The organism is Mesorhizobium sp. B1-1-7 (genome assembly GCF_006442705.1).
Classification (GTDB): Bacteria; Pseudomonadota; Alphaproteobacteria; order Rhizobiales; family Rhizobiaceae; genus Mesorhizobium; species Mesorhizobium opportunistum.
Genome location: NZ_VFWQ01000007.1, coordinates 236,494 through 253,332 on the forward strand (window position 1 = coordinate 236,494; position 16,839 = coordinate 253,332).

The 16,839-nt window shown below is 59.9% G+C and carries 20 protein-coding genes; 8 read left to right on the top strand and 12 right to left on the bottom strand.

What is annotated here, in order from left to right; genetic code table 11:
- Positions 1-16 precede the first annotated feature (16 nt).
- The 3 genes from FJ978_RS14145 to FJ978_RS14155 all read right to left on the bottom strand — a co-directional run bounded on the left by FJ978_RS14145 (position 17) and on the right by FJ978_RS14155 (position 2,063).
- A complete protein-coding gene (locus FJ978_RS14145; protein WP_140572589.1) occupies positions 17-703 on the bottom strand; it encodes a phosphoribosyltransferase in 687 nt (228 codons plus the stop codon).
- A gap of 3 nt (positions 704-706) precedes the next feature.
- Positions 707-1,141 carry a DUF2267 domain-containing protein gene (locus tag FJ978_RS14150; protein ID WP_140572590.1) on the bottom strand — a complete coding sequence of 145 codons (435 nt, stop codon included), beginning with the start codon at positions 1,139-1,141 and terminating at the stop codon, positions 707-709.
- A gap of 97 nt (positions 1,142-1,238) precedes the next feature.
- Positions 1,239-2,063, bottom strand: coding sequence for a universal stress protein (locus tag FJ978_RS14155; RefSeq protein ID WP_140572591.1), 825 nt, complete (start codon positions 2,061-2,063; stop codon positions 1,239-1,241).
- A gap of 220 nt (positions 2,064-2,283) precedes the next feature.
- On the opposite strand from FJ978_RS14155, the gene FJ978_RS14160 reads away from it, so the two are divergent.
- Positions 2,284-2,670, top strand: coding sequence for a phasin family protein (locus tag FJ978_RS14160; protein ID WP_140572592.1), 387 nt, complete (start codon positions 2,284-2,286; stop codon positions 2,668-2,670).
- 25 nt (positions 2,671-2,695) lie between these two features.
- On the top strand, positions 2,696-3,049 hold the full coding sequence (locus FJ978_RS14165; protein ID WP_140572593.1) for a cytochrome c: 354 nt from the start codon (positions 2,696-2,698) through the stop codon (positions 3,047-3,049).
- 83 nt (positions 3,050-3,132) lie between these two features.
- Here the strand turns inward: FJ978_RS14165 and FJ978_RS14170 are convergent, their stop codons facing one another.
- Complete coding sequence (locus tag FJ978_RS14170; RefSeq protein ID WP_140572594.1) at positions 3,133-3,513, bottom strand: translational machinery protein; 381 nt, start codon at positions 3,511-3,513, stop codon at positions 3,133-3,135.
- 66 nt (positions 3,514-3,579) lie between these two features.
- The gene (locus FJ978_RS14175; protein WP_140572595.1) at positions 3,580-3,828 is read right to left on the bottom strand and encodes a lipoyl domain-containing protein; all 249 of its coding nucleotides are present in this window, start codon (positions 3,826-3,828) and stop codon (positions 3,580-3,582) included.
- A gap of 337 nt (positions 3,829-4,165) precedes the next feature.
- Here FJ978_RS14175 and FJ978_RS14180 point away from each other — a divergent pair, with 337 nt between their 5' ends.
- Positions 4,166-4,432, top strand: a complete 267-nt coding sequence (locus FJ978_RS14180) for a hypothetical protein (RefSeq protein ID WP_348640313.1) — start codon at positions 4,166-4,168, stop codon at positions 4,430-4,432.
- On the opposite strand, the gene fixJ is transcribed toward FJ978_RS14180, so the two are convergent.
- Together fixJ and FJ978_RS14190 are read right to left on the bottom strand one after the other, a co-directional pair.
- Positions 4,429-5,043, bottom strand: coding sequence for a response regulator FixJ (gene fixJ / locus FJ978_RS14185; RefSeq protein ID WP_140572596.1), 615 nt, complete (start codon positions 5,041-5,043; stop codon positions 4,429-4,431). The two genes, FJ978_RS14180 and fixJ, sit on opposite strands and share 4 nt — an antisense overlap.
- Complete coding sequence (locus tag FJ978_RS14190) at positions 5,030-6,586, bottom strand: PAS domain-containing sensor histidine kinase (RefSeq protein WP_140572597.1); 1,557 nt, start codon at positions 6,584-6,586, stop codon at positions 5,030-5,032. Before FJ978_RS14190 ends, fixJ begins: the two co-directional genes overlap by 14 nt.
- A gap of 190 nt (positions 6,587-6,776) precedes the next feature.
- Here FJ978_RS14190 and FJ978_RS14195 point away from each other — a divergent pair, with 190 nt between their 5' ends.
- Complete coding sequence (locus tag FJ978_RS14195) at positions 6,777-7,586, top strand: universal stress protein (RefSeq protein WP_140572598.1); 810 nt, start codon at positions 6,777-6,779, stop codon at positions 7,584-7,586.
- Positions 7,586-10,216: a magnesium-translocating P-type ATPase gene (gene mgtA, locus FJ978_RS14200; RefSeq protein ID WP_140572599.1), complete on the top strand. Its 2,631-nt coding sequence runs from the start codon at positions 7,586-7,588 to the stop codon at positions 10,214-10,216. Before FJ978_RS14195 ends, mgtA begins: the two co-directional genes overlap by 1 nt.
- 221 nt (positions 10,217-10,437) lie before the next feature.
- Here mgtA and FJ978_RS14205 read toward each other — a convergent pair whose 3' ends face one another.
- The 3 genes from FJ978_RS14205 to FJ978_RS14215 form a co-directional block, all read right to left on the bottom strand.
- On the bottom strand, positions 10,438-11,136 hold the full coding sequence (locus FJ978_RS14205; protein WP_140572600.1) for a CBS domain-containing protein: 699 nt from the start codon (positions 11,134-11,136) through the stop codon (positions 10,438-10,440).
- A 132-nt stretch (positions 11,137-11,268) separates the two neighbouring features.
- The gene (locus tag FJ978_RS14210; RefSeq protein ID WP_246678125.1) at positions 11,269-11,736 is read right to left on the bottom strand and encodes a DUF2231 domain-containing protein; all 468 of its coding nucleotides are present in this window, start codon (positions 11,734-11,736) and stop codon (positions 11,269-11,271) included.
- 119 nt (positions 11,737-11,855) lie between these two features.
- On the bottom strand, positions 11,856-12,113 hold the full coding sequence (locus FJ978_RS14215; RefSeq protein ID WP_140572602.1) for a hypothetical protein: 258 nt from the start codon (positions 12,111-12,113) through the stop codon (positions 11,856-11,858).
- 131 nt (positions 12,114-12,244) lie between these two features.
- Between FJ978_RS14215 and FJ978_RS14220 the strand changes: the two genes are divergently transcribed.
- From FJ978_RS14220 to FJ978_RS14230, 3 genes are read left to right on the top strand one after another with little or no spacing between them, the layout of a single operon-like run.
- Entirely contained in the window at positions 12,245-12,571 is a 327-nt protein-coding gene (locus FJ978_RS14220; protein WP_031257651.1) for a PepSY domain-containing protein, read from the top strand.
- Positions 12,571-13,236 carry a response regulator transcription factor gene (locus FJ978_RS14225; RefSeq protein ID WP_140572603.1) on the top strand — a complete coding sequence of 222 codons (666 nt, stop codon included), beginning with the start codon at positions 12,571-12,573 and terminating at the stop codon, positions 13,234-13,236. The genes FJ978_RS14220 and FJ978_RS14225 overlap by 1 nt, the downstream gene beginning before the upstream one ends.
- Positions 13,236-14,579, top strand: a complete 1,344-nt coding sequence (locus FJ978_RS14230; protein ID WP_140572604.1) for a HAMP domain-containing sensor histidine kinase — start codon at positions 13,236-13,238, stop codon at positions 14,577-14,579. The genes FJ978_RS14225 and FJ978_RS14230 overlap by 1 nt, the downstream gene beginning before the upstream one ends.
- Before the next feature lie 7 nt (positions 14,580-14,586).
- On the opposite strand, the gene FJ978_RS14235 is transcribed toward FJ978_RS14230, so the two are convergent.
- Entirely contained in the window at positions 14,587-16,098 is a 1,512-nt protein-coding gene (locus tag FJ978_RS14235) for an RnfABCDGE type electron transport complex subunit D (protein WP_140572605.1), read from the bottom strand.
- The gene (locus FJ978_RS14240; protein ID WP_140572606.1) at positions 16,095-16,838 is read right to left on the bottom strand and encodes an FAD:protein FMN transferase; all 744 of its coding nucleotides are present in this window, start codon (positions 16,836-16,838) and stop codon (positions 16,095-16,097) included. The genes FJ978_RS14235 and FJ978_RS14240 overlap by 4 nt, the downstream gene beginning before the upstream one ends.
- Position 16,839: the final 1 nt, after the last annotated feature.

Genomic DNA, 16,839 nt, shown 5'->3' on the forward strand with positions numbered 1-16,839 from the left:
CAGTGCGATCTCCTCTTCACGGCTTTTGAACCAGGCCGGAAACGTGCCGCTGGCCAGTTTTGTACAGCTGGGCAGCCTCGGCCATAGCGGAGACAACGTCGTTGTCCAAGAGTTGCGGGAACCGCAGATAATGATGGCTCAAGGCCTGGAACTGTCCTGGCTGACTAAGGCAGACCACACGGTCCGCTTCCTGCTCCAGCGCGGTGACCGTCTCCTGCGGTGAAACGGGAATTGCCACGACGATTTCCCTCGGTGACCGGTGCTTGAGAGCGCGGATCGCAATCTTCATGGTCGTCCCGGTCGCAGCCCCGTCATCGACAATGATCGCGGTTTTGCCCGCGATCGAGATCGGTTTTGTTTTGCCTCGATAGGTGAGGCGCCGGCGTTCGAGTTCAGGACGCTCATTTGCAATCAACACACGCAAGGCGTCGTCGTCGAGGCTATAGGTCTCGACAATTTCACGGTTCAGCACAACCTCCCCAGGGTCGCCATCGATGATTGCGGCAGCAGCCAATTCGGGATTGCCCGGGGCGCCGATCTTGCGGACGATCAGCAGGTCAAGAGGAGCGTTGAGGGCTTTGGCCACTTCCACTGCGACGGGCACGCCGCCACGCGGCAACGCCAGTACGATGGGCCGATGCAGTTGAAGCCTGCTCAGTTCCAGGCCAAGCTTCGCTCCAGCGTCTTCCCGGTCGCGGAACATCGGTCAATCCACCGGCCATAGGTTTCGCAGCGACTTCTTCATCGAGTTTCTGACCTGTGCGATCTCACCATGCGAAATGTGACGGTCGAGAAGCTTGAACACGGCACTGATCGCCACATCGAAGTCGATCTCCTCATCGTAGCCGAAACTGTTTCTGACGCTGACAATGAAGTCGCGCTTTGTGCGCTCAGGCGCAGGCGCCGACGGATTCCAGCCTTCGAAATAGATGCCGCGGACCAAAACAGGCAGTTGCGCCGAGAGATCGGCCATTTCGGCCGGCGACAGCCAGTCCCGCATCGTCTGCAGGACGGACCTCAGGAGACGGCACGCACTCGGTTCGCTCCAGCCGACGTCTTTGGCGAGTTCCTTGACCCAATGTTGCGCCTGCTGGGCAGCGTGGGTAAAGCCGGCAAAGGAGGTATGGGACATCTGGCTCATGACGTGCTCCTTGAAGTTTTCATCTCCATCGTCGAACGTCGCGGGCGTCCGCGCATTGCGCCGGATCAATTGGCCCTCAACTCAGCGGTGCGCTATCTCAATTTGAGATGAGCCGATGGAACGACCCGCTCTGGAGTACCGAGCGCGTCACACCACCAAAAGTCGTCTCGCGCACTCGGCTATGACCGTAGCCGCCGAGCACAATGAGATCGGCCGCAATCTCCTGTCCGATCTGGAGCAGGATTTCCGCCGGTTCGGAGCCGCGCGAATCCAAGACTTCCGATCGCGCTTTGACCCCGTGGCGTGTCAGGAAGAGTTGGACATCCGCGACATTTTCCCGAGGTGCAGGGCCTCCATTGTCCACGGTGGCGATCACAACATCCCTGGCGGTGATCAGGAAGGGCATGGCGTCAACGACGGCACGTCGCGCTTCCCGCGTGTCAGTCCATGCAATCAGGATGCTTTCAGCCTTGATTGGGGCCATGGGTTCCGACGCCACGAGTATCGGACGGCCTGCTGCAAGGAACAGGCTTGCGGTGTCCAGAGTTCGGTGGTGGTCGACCAACAGGTCGCTCATTGGCGACCCAGTGACAATCAGGTCGGCGGCACATGCATTGAGCGCAAGCTGCCGGGTCGGATTTCCTATTTCGCCGCGCCACGAGGCGCGGTTGCTGCCGTTGACAACGCCCAGGAATTCTTCGCTCAAGCAGTTGAGGCGACCTTCTATCTGCTCCACCTGGGACCACATCGCCTTGGTCGCGGCCCTGTCGTCGGCGCCGGCTGGCATGATAAAATGCGGCTCGGCCGCACAGAAGCCGATCAGATCGGCGCCATGCCTTTGAGCGAGATCCCACGCCATCGAGATGATCGGCGCAGCGATCGCGTCGACGCCCAGTTGAACCATGATCGTCTTGAAAGCCATCGCTGCAGCCCTTTTTGCGGTTGAGCGAGCCAACCACGCAAAAAGGGGCAGGGGCCTTGATGCGCGTCAAACATGGAAACAAGACCAGACGGCGCTCCATTGCTCCCGTGCATTCGGGCAGAGGTCATGCGCCGGTTGATCCTGATCAACGACCTCACGTCGAATGGCGGTAGCGTTGTCTGGCGGGCACTTTGTTTGCCGCCTCACAATGGAGTAACCGATGATGCAGACCCATCCAGAGCCGTCGCAATTCGGCATGCAACCCTTGCCGATAGCGGAAAATGGCCAGAAGCTCATTCTCGCTACCGCGTCTCTTCAGGTCCACACCTTCAAGGCGATGATGCGCTATCAGATCGAAACGCTCGCGTTTCTGAAACATCGTTACGAGCAGGATGTTAAGCTTGCCGAGGATCTCATCGACGGTTCCGAGTTCAACGACGCCTTCGACATCTTCTCCACCTTCCTGCAGAATGCGGCATCGGAATACGCCACGGAAGCCGGCAAGGTTGCGGCACTGACTTCCAAGCTCGCTTCGGAAACGGCCAGGCGCGTGCGCAGGGAAGCCAAAACCGCTGTCGAGGATGTGGCGGCGAAGACAGTCGCGTAGATCGGAAATGCGGAGGCCTGCAACCATGAACGCCTGTATGAGCAGCGGCAGTCACGGGCGTCGTCTATGGGTTCCCGCGCTGACTGTGGTGTTGCTTGGTTCCGTACTGCCAGCCCTGGCCGATGGCGTAACGGAACATGGAAAGGCGTTGGTGGAAGTCAATTGCGTCCGCTGCCACGCCATTGGAGAAACCGACAAGAGCAGCCATCCCGACGCGCCCGCCTTTCGCACCCTGTCGAAGCGCTATCCGATTACGGATCTCGAGGAAGCACTCGCCGAAGGCATTTCGACCGGCCATCCGGACATGCCTGAGTGGGTTGCCAGCCCCGACCAGATCGAGGCAATCATCGCCTATATCAGCAGCTTGCAGCAACCGTGATCGAGGCCACGGAGACGGCAGGCGCCCGAGCCTGACGGCTCCGTGGGCCGATCGCGGCCCCAGCAGAGCAGCCCCAGACCGCGCTAGGGCAACATCCGGTCGGCGGCATGGAAGAACGAGCGAGCATGCGCCACGATCTGGGCCTCCGTAGGATGATCGGCAGGTTCGACGCCGACGATACGATCGTTCAAGTGGCGGTCGCGTATATGTTTTGCCAGCTCGTCTTTTGCCGATCCCGGCCCTACGATTAGCCATTCCTTCGCCGGCTGCAGGGCTGTGACGATGTCGTGGTAGAAGGACTGGTCCTCCGGCGCACGCTTGCCGTCGATGGTGCCTGCCTTGTTGTGGATTTGATGATGCGCAAGCGTGGTGGCAAGCTTCAGGCTTTCGGCTGTCTCGCGATTGAAGAAGAACACTTTGGCTTCGCGATGGTCCAGCCAGGCGACGGCATGTTGGGTCTGCATTCCGGAACATCCTTGCGTATATCGTTGAGGGGTAAATGCAATCATTCTCCGGAGTCACCGACGGCGTTAAGCCGGCTGCGACTCCAGGATTGCCAGGACAGATCCAGGTTCAATAACCGCACTCGCTGATGCGACAATGGTCGCGCGACCGGCTGCCGGCGCGACAATCTCGTGCAGTGCGTCCTCAACGCGAACTTCGGCTATGCGTTCTCCGGCCTTGATTGTGTCACCGCTGGTAATGAACCAGCGTTCCAGGATGCCCTCCGGCAACATGCTGGACGCCCATAGCGCTTCATCAACCTTGATATAGTGCATCGCGATTCTCCCTGTACCGTCGAACGATATGCCCTTGCGCGGCGCAGTCCTTGATAACGATCAATCGGCCTATGACGCAGATGCCGCGATTGTACGGTGTTTGACGCGGACCAAATTCTGGTTAGGCAGCCCGCTTAAGATGGCCGAGCATCGCCAAAGCGAGGCCATGAATCAGTTCAGGGAAAGGTGCCTATCGCCATGGACGTCGGATCCGGTATGGGCGCTGCGATCGCGATCAATTGCGTTGCCCGCGGCCGGCATATGATGGCGTCTGCGGTAGGAAGCGTTATCGACATCGGTTCGACGCCGGCAATAGCGTGGCAGACGATTTCAGAAAATGATGCAGATCAAGGCGTACCGCACCATTTGCGAAGATTTTGATGCGATGTGGGAACCAATCCTAAGCGCTCCTTTTGGTCGCGATCTCGAACTGGCCGTCATCGACGAAGACGGCGAGCACGCGCTCGTGTTTGCCTGCAGAAGGGAGAAGGAGGGCTGGAAGAATGCTGCCAGTGGTGCCCGTGTCGATATCCGACCGACCCATTGGCGCGACTGGGAAGGGGCCGAAGTCAGGATACGCAAACCTCTTGAGGACTCCCCTTAAGATCTGGATTCCACGATCAGCGCCATACGCACCAGGTGCGACAGACTGCTCGCCGCCATTTTGCTCATGACATTGGCCCGGTGGATTTCGACCGTGCGCGGGCTGATCCCCAGATCGTAGGCGATCGTCTTGTTGGGCAGACCGGAAACAAGCCCGTCCAGTATCTGGTGCTCGCGGTCTGACAAGGTCGACAGACGCTCGCGGATATCCGCAGACTGGGGATGCGCTGCGTTCGCCTCGTTCCGGTTGGCCAGTGCAGAGCGGATCGCCAGGATCAGCATCTCGTCGTCGAACGGCTTTTCGATGAAATCGGAAGCGCCTTCCTTCATGGCCTGAACGGCGAGCGCCACGTCGGCATGGCCGGTCATGACGATGACCGGAATCTTATGTCCACCTGTTCTGAGTTGCCGCAGCAATTCGATGCCGTCTATTCCCGGCATGCGCACGTCAGTGACGATGCAGCCGTCGAGATGGCCACTTGCCGCTGCGAGAAAAGCGGTCGCCGACTCGTACAGGCGTACAGGAAAGTCGGCTGTTGCCAGCAGAAAGCCGAGAGATTTGCGAACATCAACATCGTCGTCGACGATGTGCACCAGATCACTGTCGGCCATTTGTGACCTCATCCTTCTCAATGATGCGTAAGGTGAACCGAAAAGCGGTGCCACCCGTTGCCATTGCCTCGGCCCAGATGTGACCGCCGTGCGATTCAACGATGGTGCGGCAGATGGAGAGGCCGACACCCATACCCTGCTTCTTGGTGGTCACAAATGGCTGGAAGAGTTGCGCCGAAACCTCAGGCGCGAGCCCCGGACCGGTATCGATCACGCTCACTTCAGCCATGCCATCATCCCGGGCAACGGTTGTGATTTTCAATTCACGGCGCGGCGTTTCCTGCATGGCCTCCACCGCGTTGCGCATCAGATTGAGCAGAACCTGCTGAATCTGAATGCGGTCGGTCAACACCAGTTCCGCGGCAGGATCGAGCTTGTAGCTGACCTGGACATTGATCTCCCTTGCGCCGACCAAGGCGAGCGACGAGGCCTCCTCAATCAGCGCCGGCAGTCGTTCCACCTGACGCTCGCTTTCGCCCCTGGCAACAAAATCGCGCAGATGTCGAATGACGTCGCCTGCCCGCAGGGCCTGCTCGGCGGCCTTTTCCACGGCATCCCGCAGCATCGGCGCGTTCTTTTCCTCGCTCTTCTCGAGAAGCCGTCGGCTGCCCTTCAGGTAATTGGTAATGGCCGTTAGCGGTTGGTTGATCTCATGGGCAAGCGTCGATGCCATCTCGCCAAGCGCGGTAAACCGCGCCATGTGCAGCAGCTCCTGCTGCTGTTCCTGAATTCTTGCTTCCGCGCGATGACGTTCGGTCAGATCGCGGCAAAAGCCGGTAAAGAAGCGTCCGGTTCCCGGGTGCATTTCGCCGACGGAAAGTTCCATCGGGAAAGTCGTGCCATCCTTGCGCGCCCCGGTAACAGTGCGGCCGAGCCCGATGATCCGACGCTCTCCCGTCGTCAGGTACCGAAGCAGATAGGCATCGTGCTCTTCGCGATATGGCGCCGGCATCAGCATTTTGACGTTTCGTCCGATGACCTCGCCTGACTGGTAACCGAACAGCGTTTCGGCAGCCGTGCTGAAGGACTGGATACTGCCTTGCTCGTCGATGACGACCATCGCATCGGGCACGGTCGCCAAGATTGAACGCAGATGATCTTCGCGCAACAGAAGCGCAGCATTCGCAAATGAGAGGTCGCTGACATCCGTGCCTTCAATGAAGATGGCGGTAATTCGCCCATCGTCGGCCCTGATCGGCTGATAGACAAAATCCAGGATGCGCTCTTCAATTGGCCCATCACTGCTGTTGCGGAAGCCGACCTTCACGCCTTTGCCGCTATAGGACTGGCCGGTCATGTACACACGGTCGAGCCGTTCGAGAAATTCGTGCCTCTCGAGTTCGGGAAAGGCCTCGCGCGCCGATTTTCCAAGAACCTGCCGATCGCCAACGAGATGCTGGTAGGCGGCATTGGTCAGCACGAATACATGGTCAGGCTCACGTATCAGGGCCATGAATCCGGGAGCTTGCTCGAACATTTGCGACAACAGGGATTTCAGCGTCGTCCCACCAGGCGACAAACTGAGCGATTCGTCTTGGATCACCTGCGGTTCCTAGTCTCGAGACACATAAAGAAGGCCTAACTATCACTTCTCCGATCAGAGACAAAATGGATCGAGGCCGAAGTGTAGATGCAAAAGCAATTGGCCGGCTCTTTGACGCGCATCAAGGAAGCCAGCGCCAGTGAATGCAATTCATAGCGCGTCCAAATCGCTTGAGTGAAAGGCGCGTCCAATGTCCTATAAGTCCATAATCGCGAATCTCGCCGTCGACGCGCCCCCGGCTGCCATTGTGAAAGTGGGTGTCGAACTCGCAGAGCGTTTTGGCGCCCATCTCATCGGTCTGGCGGCGGCGGACGTCCCGCCTCTGGTCGCGACGGGCGAAGGCATGGTCTACGAAGGCGAGGTCATGCAGGTTCAGCGGACCGAAATCGAAAAGAGGCTTGCCGAACTGCGTGCCGAGTTCGAAAGCCTGGTCCCGGCTTCGATCACAAGCGAATGGGGCCAAGCCGTCTGCAGCCCGACCCGGTTCCTCAGCGTTTTCGCCCGCGCAGCCGACCTTGTCGTGACCGGTGCGTCGGGAGACGACGTGTTTCGCGCCGCCGATGTTGGCAGCCTGGCGCTCGGCATCGGCCGGCCAGTCCTGGTCATCGGAAACAACGTCGAACACCTTCGCGCTAACACGGTCCTGGTTGCCTGGAAAGATACCAGGGAGGCGCGCCGGGCGGTGGCGGATGCCTTGCCCTTTCTGGCCAAGGCCAATGAGGTTGTCGTCGCCACGATCGCCAGCAACGGCGACGACAGCGTTCGTGACAGCCTTGCCGATGTGGCGGTCTATCTTGAACACCATGGCATTACAGCCCAGACGAAACTGATCATCGGGGAAGTCGACGGCGAGCAGTTGTTGACATTCGCACGCTCGATCCATGCCGATATGATCGTCTCGGGCGCCTATGGCCATAGCCGCCTGCGCGAATGGGCGTTTGGTGGCGTCACCCGTACGCTGATTGAAGAGAGTAGCATCAACCGTTTCCTGTCATATTGATGGAATCGAATATCGTGTCTCCGGGCGTGGACCAGGAATCCGTCACGGCGGCCGCAAGTCCCTATTGGTCGATCACCAGCGATGAGCTCGTGAGACGCTTGGCGACGTCCGCCACGTCTGGGCTGGCAGGATCCGAGGCCGCCTCTCGGCTCGTCAGATACGGCGCAAATATGCCGGCGTTGAAGCCAGGCGCGTCGGCGCTTACCGTGTTTGTTCGCCAGTTCCGCAGCCCACTCGTCCTGATCCTGATCTTCGCAGCCATCGTTTCGGCCTTCGTCGGCGAAGGTCAGGAGGCCGCAATCATCGGGGCGATCGTGCTGGCAAGTTGCGTTCTCAGCTTCACCCAGGAATATGGGGCGTCGCGAGCGACAGAGGCTCTTAAACAGCGTATCTCACGCAAGGCTATCGTGCTGCGCGACGGCCTCGAATCCTCCGTTTCTGCTGAAGAAATCGTGCCGGGCGATCTCATCCGGCTGTCGGCCGGAAACCTCATACCAGCCGACGGTATCATCCTCGAGGCGCGGGATTTCAACGTCAGCGAGGCGGTGCTGACCGGCGAAACCTTCCCCGTCTTGAAGGCGGCGGGGCAATCAGACCCCGATGCCCCCGTCGCCCAACGCAACAATGCGGTGTTTACCGGCACATCCGTGCGCAGCGGCACTGCAACCGTGCTTGCGGCAGCGACCGGCGCACACACCGAATTCGCCTCCATCGCAGCGGCATTGGAGCGACAGATCCCGGAAACGGGTTTTGCCCGCGGCATCAGATTGTTTGGCTATCTGATGACCGAGATCATGCTGGCGATCGTCATCATAGTGTTTTTTGCCAATCTGATGCTGCATCGTCCACTGATTGAATCGCTGTTGTTTTCGCTGGCTCTCGCGGTCGGCCTCACCCCGGAGCTGCTCCCGGCCATTATCAGCGTAACGCTTGCTCGTGGCGCCCGCGCCATGGCTGCCAACGGCGTCATCGTGCGCCGCCTCGATGCCATCGAGAATCTCGGCAGTATGGATCTGCTGTGCACCGATAAGACAGGTACGCTGACGAAAGGTGTAATCCACCTCGATGGATGGTTCGATGTCGATGGCAATCCGTCTGAGGAGATCCTGCTTTGGGCTCGTCTTAACGCCACCCTACAGACCGGACTCAAGAATCCGCTCGATGAGGCCATTGCGGGGGGTGGGAGCACTTCATTGGGTGCTTTCACCAAGGTTGACGAACTGCCGTATGATTTCATTCGCAAGCGTCTCTCCGTTGTTGTGCGAAGCAAGGACGGTGGCGACCTCCTGATCACGAAAGGCGCGGTACAGAACGTCCTCGAAACCTGCAGCTTCGTCGGCACAGCGAAAGGCCTGGAACCTCTCGAAGACGCTCACCGCGCGGCGATCGACAAGATATTTCGGCGCTGGAGCGCGGAGGGATATCGCGTTCTGGGGATAGCGACGCGTCGATTTGAAGGCTGTGGTCCCTATAGCAGGAAGGATGAGGTCGATCTCGCTTTCGCCGGCTTCCTGCTTTTCCTCGACCCGCCCAAGGAGGGCGTAAAGAACACGCTTGCCGAACTCGCCCACCGGGGCATCGCGGTGAAGGTCATTACGGGCGACAATCGCTACGTTGCCGCCCATCTTGCCCAAGCTGTCGGCTTGCGCAGCGGTCGGATCTTGACCGGGGAGGAGCTGTCGAAGCTGACTAAGAGCGCGCTCTTTGCCGGAGTGCAGGACACCGATCTCTTCGTCGAGATCGATCCCAACCAGAAAGAACGCATCATCCAGGCCTTACGGAGCAGAGGCCATGTCGTTGGCTATCTTGGCGACGGTATCAACGATGCGCCCGCGCTTCATGAGGCCGACATCGGTGTCTCCGTCGACAGCGCATGCGATGTCGCGCGCGAGGCAGCCGACATCATCCTCCTCAAGCAGGATCTCGGCGTACTGGTGCGGGGCGTCGACGACGGACGCAAGACGTTCGCCAACACCATGAAATATATCTCGATCACCACCAGCGCCAATTTCGGCAACATGATCAGTATGGCCGTCGCTTCGCTGTTCCTGCCTTTCCTGCCGCTTCTGGCAAAGCAGATCCTGCTCAACAATTTCCTTTCCGACGTTCCCTCACTCGCCATCGCCAGTGACAATGTCGATCAAGACCAACTGCGACGGCCTCGCCACTGGGACATCAGCTTCGTGCGGCGGTTCATGATCAGCTTTGGCCTTGTGAGCTCGTTGTTCGACTTCGCAACCTTCGCCTTCCTGCTTTTGTTCGCTCACGCAACAGCGTCCACATTCCAGACCGCCTGGTTCGTCGAATCCTTGTTGACGGAGCTCGCCATTGTGCTCATCGTGCGCACGCACGGGGCTTTCTGGGCGAGCCGCCCGAGCCCGTTGCTTGCCTGGCTCACGCTAGCCGTCGGAATTGTCGCGATCGCGATCCCTTATCTGCCGTTCGCGGCATGGTTCGGCTTTGTGCCTCTGCCGCCAGCCGTACTGGCCGGACTTGCCGTCATCACCGCGCTCTATCTGTTGGCCTCGGAGGCGACGAAGCGCTGGTTCTTTGATCGTGACCGGAGGGGGTACAAGTCGAGTTTGGCGACGCTTCGCAAAAGCACGACAATGCTGGGGTCTCATTACTGACTTGCCCTGCACTCTATGCGGTCATCGTGGCGCGGCGCCCCTCAGGAACCAAGTAATCGTGCTGAAGGGGGCCAACATCACCTTTTCCGTGACGGACAAACAGACGGACGTCAAAGTACACGGCATTCGTCCTGATCTCTCCGAGAGGGCAGGGCGTGATCCCCGAGGGGCTTCGGCCCCGCCGCGGATTTTTGCGCTGCTCCAGTTCGGTGGCAAGAAGACTACGAAACCAGGATCACGGAGACCGGATCTGCGCAAAACAGACTGTCTTCGACATGCTTGACGCCTGCGACATTTTCCGCGGCGACGATGGCTGCCCGGCGCTCGCGTTCGTCGAAAATGGCGCCGCTGAGTTTCGCCACGCCCTTGTCCACCATCACGTTGATCAGGGCTTTGCCGGCCCATTTCTGCTTCGCAAGCTCGGCAATGATGTTCTGTCGTATCCGTTGGTCATCGATCGCTGTGGGCTCGGCATCCGGAAGGAGGCTGAGCAGTGCCCGCAGAATATCAGAGCGGGTAATAATGCCGACGACTCTCCTACTTTTCACGATCGGAATGCGTTTAACGTGGTGGTGCATCATGAGATCGACGATCTCGGCGAGTGACGCGGCAGGAGATGCAGTGACGACGCTGTCGGACATCACCTCTTCGATCCGTCGACCATTGGCCCGGACATATTCGTCGGCGGCTTTTCCGGGGCTGACCAGAAGCTCCAGCCAGCGCGAGCGCTTCTGTTGCGTGCCCAGTTCTCCTCGCTGCAGGAAATCGCCTTCGCTGACAATCCCCACCAGCGTGCCATCGCCACTAATGACAGGAAGGCCGCTGATTTTTTTGGACAGCATCAGCCCGGCCACCTCGGCGATCGAGGCAGACGGGTCCGTGCAGATGACTGGCTTGCTCATGATGGCTTCGGCTTGCATGGTCGCTCTCCGGAGATATTCCCATTCCCCGGCTTCCTAGATGCCGCATGACCGAAGGGCCTTGATCTGAATCATTTTACCCTCGAGACAAATGATCCAAGCTGGGGCTGCAAATAACCGGGCGCGTGCCAGTCAACCAGCAATCGTGGTCTTGGCGACATTCACGCCAAGTTCGTAGACAAGCAGTCCCCCATAATAGGCCGTCGCCGTGACCAGAATTGCTCCGCCAATTTCGATCAGAGGAATAGCAATGGTCAGTAGCCGCAGTTCACGATTCCGCACCCAAAGGCCGAGCCTCACAAGGCCCCAGATCAGAAACGCGAACGCTGTGATGCCTCCCAGGCTCTCGTGGATCTCCGCCATGTCACTGCTGAAGCCGGCCGCTTCGGCATGATCGAGGGCAAGTCCGCCATAGAACCAGGTTCCAATGGCGAACGCCCCGGCTGCGAGGGCGATAAAAGTCGAAATCGTCCCCGCGCCAGAACGCTTGGTTACCGTGTTGCCACGGGCGAGCGCCACAAGGTCGATTACTACCAGTGTGTAGATGAGGACAATGGGAAAATGCACGAGCATGGGATGAATATGCTGGACTGGAATCATGACAAAAAGATCTCCGGAGTGGCAAAGAGATAGCGCGGCGATAGAGTGGGCAGGTTTCGGCGATAGGGCAGTTGATCAGCGGGCGCTCGGCTCAATGGCAGGGCATAAGCTTTTCGATATTAGTCGCCGTCCCCCTGGCCGTCCTCGTCAGTGCTGCTGGAAGCATAACTGTCGCCGCATTCGTGGTCATCGCCAACGCCCTTGATCGCCTTGGGACCGGTGGCATCCTGCATGGGAATGGCCTCCAGATCGATTGGGCCGGCAGGGGCAATTGAGGATGACGCTCCGCATGAACCTTCTTCAGATTCAGCGGCTGCCGGCAGGGCAAAGGTGGAGAAGCATCCGAGTGCTACGAGTAAGAACAGGGAATTGCGCATGGTTTCGACATCCTTTTTTCTGCGCGGCCATGATTGGCCCCGAGGAGGCCCTGATAGGGAACCTTTGCTTGCTGGCAGCTGTGGATGGTTGACAGCAAATTGAAAGCTTCGACGTGCGACATGCCTCGCTCATGATGGTCAACCTAAAGCGCCTCGCAATGCTGGGCCTGGCCGGGCTTGTCCTGGCCCAGCCACTCGCCGCGCGCGCTGACGAGGACGACGATGGCGATCATGACAGGGCGCGGGACCTCTACGAGCACGGCGAGATAAAGGGTCTTTCCAATATCCTCGATATTGTTCGCGCGCAGGCTCCAGGCGACATCGTCGCGGTTGACCTCATCCGCAAGGCCAACAAATGGGTCTACCGGTTCCAGGTCGTCGGCGCCGATGGCCGGCGAAAGACTGTCGATGTTGACGCCGGTGCCGGTGTCATCATGCGCGAAGGGGAGGGGGACTGATGAAGATCCTCCTGGCCGAGGACGAGCCCCGTATCGCCGCCGATATCGCAATAGCCCTTAAGGCATCCGGTATGGCGGTCGATATCGTTCGCGATGGAGAGGCTGCCTGGTTCGCAGGCGATGTGGAGAACTACGATGCTGCGATCCTGGACCTCGGGTTGCCGAAGCTCGATGGTCTCACGGTCTTGAAGCGCTGGCGGGCCAATGAGCGCAGGTTTCCGGTTCTCATCCTGACCGCGAGAGGCACGTGGACCGAACGCGTGGACGGCATCAATTCTGGTGCTGACGACTACCTTCCCAAGCCCTTCGAGATGGAGGAACTGCTCGCCCGATTGCGGGCAATCCTGCGGCGCTCGGCCGGGCAGTCGGCACCGGTGTTGAAATCCGGGCCGTTGCTCCTGGATACGCGCCAGATGCGTATCTCGCTCCGTGGCGTTCCCGTTTCCCTGTCGCCGCTGGAGTACCGGCTCCTGGCATTTCTGATGCACCATGCCGGCCGAGTGGTGGCGCCGACCGAACTTGCTGAGCATCTCTACGATTCAGGGAACGACCGCGATCCGAACACGATCGAGGTGATCGTCGCGCGCTTGCGTCGCAAGCTCGGGAGTGGCGTCATCGAAACGCGGCGCGGCTTCGGGTATCTGATGCCCGATGATCCCGCCTGATGGGCAACTCGATCCGCTTCAGGCTGTGGCTGGCGGCAACGATCTCGATTCTTGTCGCGCTCGCCATAGCCGGCGCCGGCTTGCGCTATTTGTTCGAACTTCACGTCGAGCGGCGCGTTGTGGGCGAGCTGACGGTCGACCTCAATGAGTTGATCGGCGCAACGACTTTCACAAGCGACGGTCACCTGGTGGTGGCCCCGGTGCTCACCGACCCGCGCTTCGCCAATCCGCTGTCCGGTTACTACTGGCAGGTCGAAGACGTCGCCACCGGCGGTCTCGAGCGCTCGCGATCTTTGTGGGACGCCAAGCTGGTCCTGCCTGCCCGCAGCGCAAGTGGCGAGATGCGAACGGTAGAGGAGTTCACGGGTCCTGGCGGAGAACTCAGCATTGCGGTCGAGCGTACAATCATCGACGCTGGAGGTCGGTCCTTTCGCGCCATCGTGGCGGAAGACCATCGCACCGTTGAGATATCTGTAAGCGAATATGTTCGTGACCTCGCTCCGGCTCTCTTGATGCTCGCCGCAGTTCTCATGGCCGCGTTTTTCATCCAGATCACCATCGGTCTCGCACCTCTGGAGACCTTGCGGGCCGCCGTCGGAAGCGTGATTGCGCAGCGAACGACACGGCTCGATGTGGTGGCACCGAGCGAAGTGCAGCCGCTGGCTGACGAAATCAATCGTCTTCTCAATGCCCAGGAGAAGGCTCTTGCTCGGGCCCGTTCGCGCGCCACCGATCTGGCGCACGGCCTCAAGACGCCGCTCCAGGTCCTGTCGGCGGACATCCGTGCCTTGCGCAAGAAAGGCGAGACGGATCTAGCCGACGAGATCGAGAAGAGCGCAGGAGCTATCCGGCGCCATGTCGAGCGGGAGCTCGCGCGCGCCCGCCTCGCGCCCGGCGTTTCCGGCGAGGCGTCCTGCCGGGTATCGGAGGTCGCGGCCGGCGTCATTGCCGTCGTCCAGCGCACGCCAACTGGCAGGCAGCTTTCATTCAAGATGGATGTCGCGGAGGATCTGACTGCGCCAATCGACGAAGGCGACCTGTCTGAAATTTTGGGCAATTTAATCGAGAACGCGGCACGCTACGCGAAATCGTCGATCCGCATCGATGCATCGGCCACAACCGCCGAGGTGATCGTCACCGTTATCGATGATGGCCCGGGTATACCGGATGCCGATCGGGAAACCGCACTGTCCCGTGGTGTCCAGCTCGACAGCAAGGGCGGCAGCAGCGGCCTTGGCCTGGCCATCGTATCCGATATAGTCGAAGCCTATGGCGGACGCCTTGCCATGGCTAACGCCGATCCGGGTCTGTTTGTGACCATTTCCTTGCCACGACACTGTTGAGCGTGCTTCAGGCAAAACCCGGGAAATAATCGACCTTTATCTTCGAACGGCGCACGCCCATGACCAGCAGCTTCTGGCGCAGCGCCTTGACCATCGCCTGCGGACCGGAAATGTAGAAAGTGCGCTCGAGGTAGTCGGGTATGGCCAGACGTATCAGGCGCTCGTCGATGTTGCCGGGGTATTGGCCGCGCTCGCCACCGCGCGCTACAGCGTGGATCGTCTTGATCCCCAGTTCCTGCTTGGCCGCGTCAAGCACATCGCGATATGCGATGTCCTGCTGGCCTTGGGTTCCGTAGAGGATGACGATCGGTCGCCGCTCTTTACGATCGATGAGATATTGCAGCATCGAGCGGAACGGCGTGATGCCGATCCCTCCGGCCAGGAACGCGATCTTGGTTTCACGCCGGGCCGGCAGCGTGAAATTGCCGGCCAGTTGCGCGGCGTGGATCGTGCTGCCTGGCTTCATCGTCATCAATTCGCGCTTGAAGGCGCTCGATTGCGGATAGAACTTGACGCCGAGGCGGACTGTTTCCTCCGTCGGAGCCGAGGCGACCGTGAAATAGCGGCGGTTGCCGCGATTGTCGGCGCGATCGAGGCCAAGCGTCCATTCGAGATACTGGCCGGCCTCGAAGGCGAGCTTGCGCGGCGACCGGAAGACGAAGTCAAAGCTGTCGACGGCCGACTGCTCGATGCGTTCAAGAGTCAACACGAAGCGTCCTTTGGGGCCTGCCGCATAGGCAAACAGGTTGCCGGCAATCAGCGCCAATTCCGGCGTGAAATAGAACGAGCCGATATGGATGTTGGGAGCAAACAGAAAGCCGACGATGGCGGCAAAGGCGATACGCGGCCAACGCATCGTCGGCGCGGTCAGCGGCTCGGTCAGCATCACGAAGGCAAAGAACAGCAGAGGCGACGAACCCAGTGTCTCGGCAAGCGCGGTCCAGTATTGCGATGGATCGCTGGTTGCCAGAATGGTGGCCAGCGCCGCGACAACAAAGGTCGAGACAAGATCAAGCCGGCGCAGTTTGCGGACAATGAGCATGCCGCCGAAGAGCACGAGCGGCAGCAGCGGCAGATTGCCACCAACCCACCAGGTGGCTGGTTGGTCGAGCAGCAGCGCGGACAGCGCCACGCCCAGCGCAGCCGGATTGAAAAGGTGCTTCCGGCCGATGGCGAGAATGAACTTGGATGACATCGCCCAGACAGATGTGAATGCCACTGCCGCAATCCCCTTAACGTCCGTGACCGCAACCGGATCGAGGATGAGCGCAAGGATGAGCGCGGTGATGTAGACGGACTCGTTGTTGGCCGGGACTGCGAAGACGTGCGCAAAGACCTTGTTGGTGATCCAGCAGGCGGCCAGCCCAAGCGCCGTCGTGAACGCAAGCGCAATCGGATCATGTGGCACCAGCTTGACGAAGCCGAGCACGAACGCTGCGCTGACCAGCGTCATCAGATAGTAGAGGACCAGCCTGTACATGGTCAGGTGATCGAGAAATCGGTCGATGGTCTTGATCATGGCAGGCAAAGGGCTCCGAACCCGGTTGTCGGCGTGGCGCGGCCATTGGCGTCGACGAGATAGCCCTCCAGGCCAGGCGTCTGCTCGATGAAGAAAATGCCGTCCCGACCCATGGCGAAGGCCGCGGTGGCGAAACGATCGGCTTCGAGCACATCGGCGCCGATCACGGTCAGGCTGACGATGTCCTGGATCGGACTGCCAATCCCGTACGGGTTGTAGATGTGTTGACCGCGGACATAGGTTCCAGAGGTCGCCACTCCGCGACCGCGGGGATAGACGACCTGTACGATCTCGTGAGCATTGAAGGGATTGCGGATACCGACGCTCCAATCCTGACCCGAAGCATTCTTGCCGCAGGACTGGATATCGCCGCCCGCTTCGATGAAGAAATCGCTGATGCCGGCCCGTTGAACGATGCCTGCCGCATTGCGGATTGCCCAGCCCTTGACGATGCCGGAAGGATCGAGCGAACCGTCGGGCGTGCGAATATCGAAGTATCCGTCCGTCTCGTCTTTCGTCTGTCTGGCGAGAGCGAGCACTTCCATCATCTCGCCGCTCCAGTCGGCGACCGGAACGTCGCCGCGGTTGATGGCCGCGATCTCGCTGTCGGCCCGGTATGTGCTGAAGCGCCGGTCGATATGCTCGAAATAGCCAAAGACCGTGTCGATCAGCTCACCGGTCGACGCGCCACCGATGTCGACCCTTATGGGCATGCCCATCAAAATGCGCGTGTCGCGCATG

What these genes read in the sequence shown, in the direction of transcription:
- FJ978_RS14145 (WP_140572589.1), bottom strand. Translation starts at nt 703, where the DNA reads ATGTTCCGCGACCGGGAAGACGCTGGAGCGAAGCTTGGCCTGGAACTG.
- FJ978_RS14150 (WP_140572590.1), bottom strand. Translation starts at nt 1,141, where the DNA reads ATGAGCCAGATGTCCCATACCTCCTTTGCCGGCTTTACCCACGCTGCC.
- FJ978_RS14155 (WP_140572591.1), bottom strand. Translation starts at nt 2,063, where the DNA reads ATGGCTTTCAAGACGATCATGGTTCAACTGGGCGTCGACGCGATCGCT.
- FJ978_RS14160 (WP_140572592.1), top strand. Translation starts at nt 2,284, where the DNA reads ATGATGCAGACCCATCCAGAGCCGTCGCAATTCGGCATGCAACCCTTG.
- FJ978_RS14165 (WP_140572593.1), top strand. Translation starts at nt 2,696, where the DNA reads ATGAACGCCTGTATGAGCAGCGGCAGTCACGGGCGTCGTCTATGGGTT.
- FJ978_RS14170 (WP_140572594.1), bottom strand. Translation starts at nt 3,513, where the DNA reads ATGCAGACCCAACATGCCGTCGCCTGGCTGGACCATCGCGAAGCCAAA.
- FJ978_RS14175 (WP_140572595.1), bottom strand. Translation starts at nt 3,828, where the DNA reads ATGCACTATATCAAGGTTGATGAAGCGCTATGGGCGTCCAGCATGTTG.
- FJ978_RS14180 (WP_348640313.1), top strand. Translation starts at nt 4,166, where the DNA reads ATGATGCAGATCAAGGCGTACCGCACCATTTGCGAAGATTTTGATGCG.
- fixJ (WP_140572596.1), bottom strand. Translation starts at nt 5,043, where the DNA reads ATGGCCGACAGTGATCTGGTGCACATCGTCGACGACGATGTTGATGTT.
- FJ978_RS14195 (WP_140572598.1), top strand. Translation starts at nt 6,777, where the DNA reads ATGTCCTATAAGTCCATAATCGCGAATCTCGCCGTCGACGCGCCCCCG.
- mgtA (WP_140572599.1), top strand. Translation starts at nt 7,586, where the DNA reads ATGGAATCGAATATCGTGTCTCCGGGCGTGGACCAGGAATCCGTCACG.
- FJ978_RS14205 (WP_140572600.1), bottom strand. Translation starts at nt 11,136, where the DNA reads ATGCAAGCCGAAGCCATCATGAGCAAGCCAGTCATCTGCACGGACCCG.
- FJ978_RS14210 (WP_246678125.1), bottom strand. Translation starts at nt 11,736, where the DNA reads ATGATTCCAGTCCAGCATATTCATCCCATGCTCGTGCATTTTCCCATT.
- FJ978_RS14215 (WP_140572602.1), bottom strand. Translation starts at nt 12,113, where the DNA reads ATGCGCAATTCCCTGTTCTTACTCGTAGCACTCGGATGCTTCTCCACC.
- FJ978_RS14220 (WP_031257651.1), top strand. Translation starts at nt 12,245, where the DNA reads ATGATGGTCAACCTAAAGCGCCTCGCAATGCTGGGCCTGGCCGGGCTT.
- FJ978_RS14225 (WP_140572603.1), top strand. Translation starts at nt 12,571, where the DNA reads ATGAAGATCCTCCTGGCCGAGGACGAGCCCCGTATCGCCGCCGATATC.
- FJ978_RS14230 (WP_140572604.1), top strand. Translation starts at nt 13,236, where the DNA reads ATGGGCAACTCGATCCGCTTCAGGCTGTGGCTGGCGGCAACGATCTCG.
- FJ978_RS14235 (WP_140572605.1), bottom strand. Translation starts at nt 16,098, where the DNA reads ATGATCAAGACCATCGACCGATTTCTCGATCACCTGACCATGTACAGG.
- FJ978_RS14240 (WP_140572606.1), bottom strand. Translation starts at nt 16,838, where the DNA reads ATGCGCGACACGCGCATTTTGATGGGCATGCCCATAAGGGTCGACATC.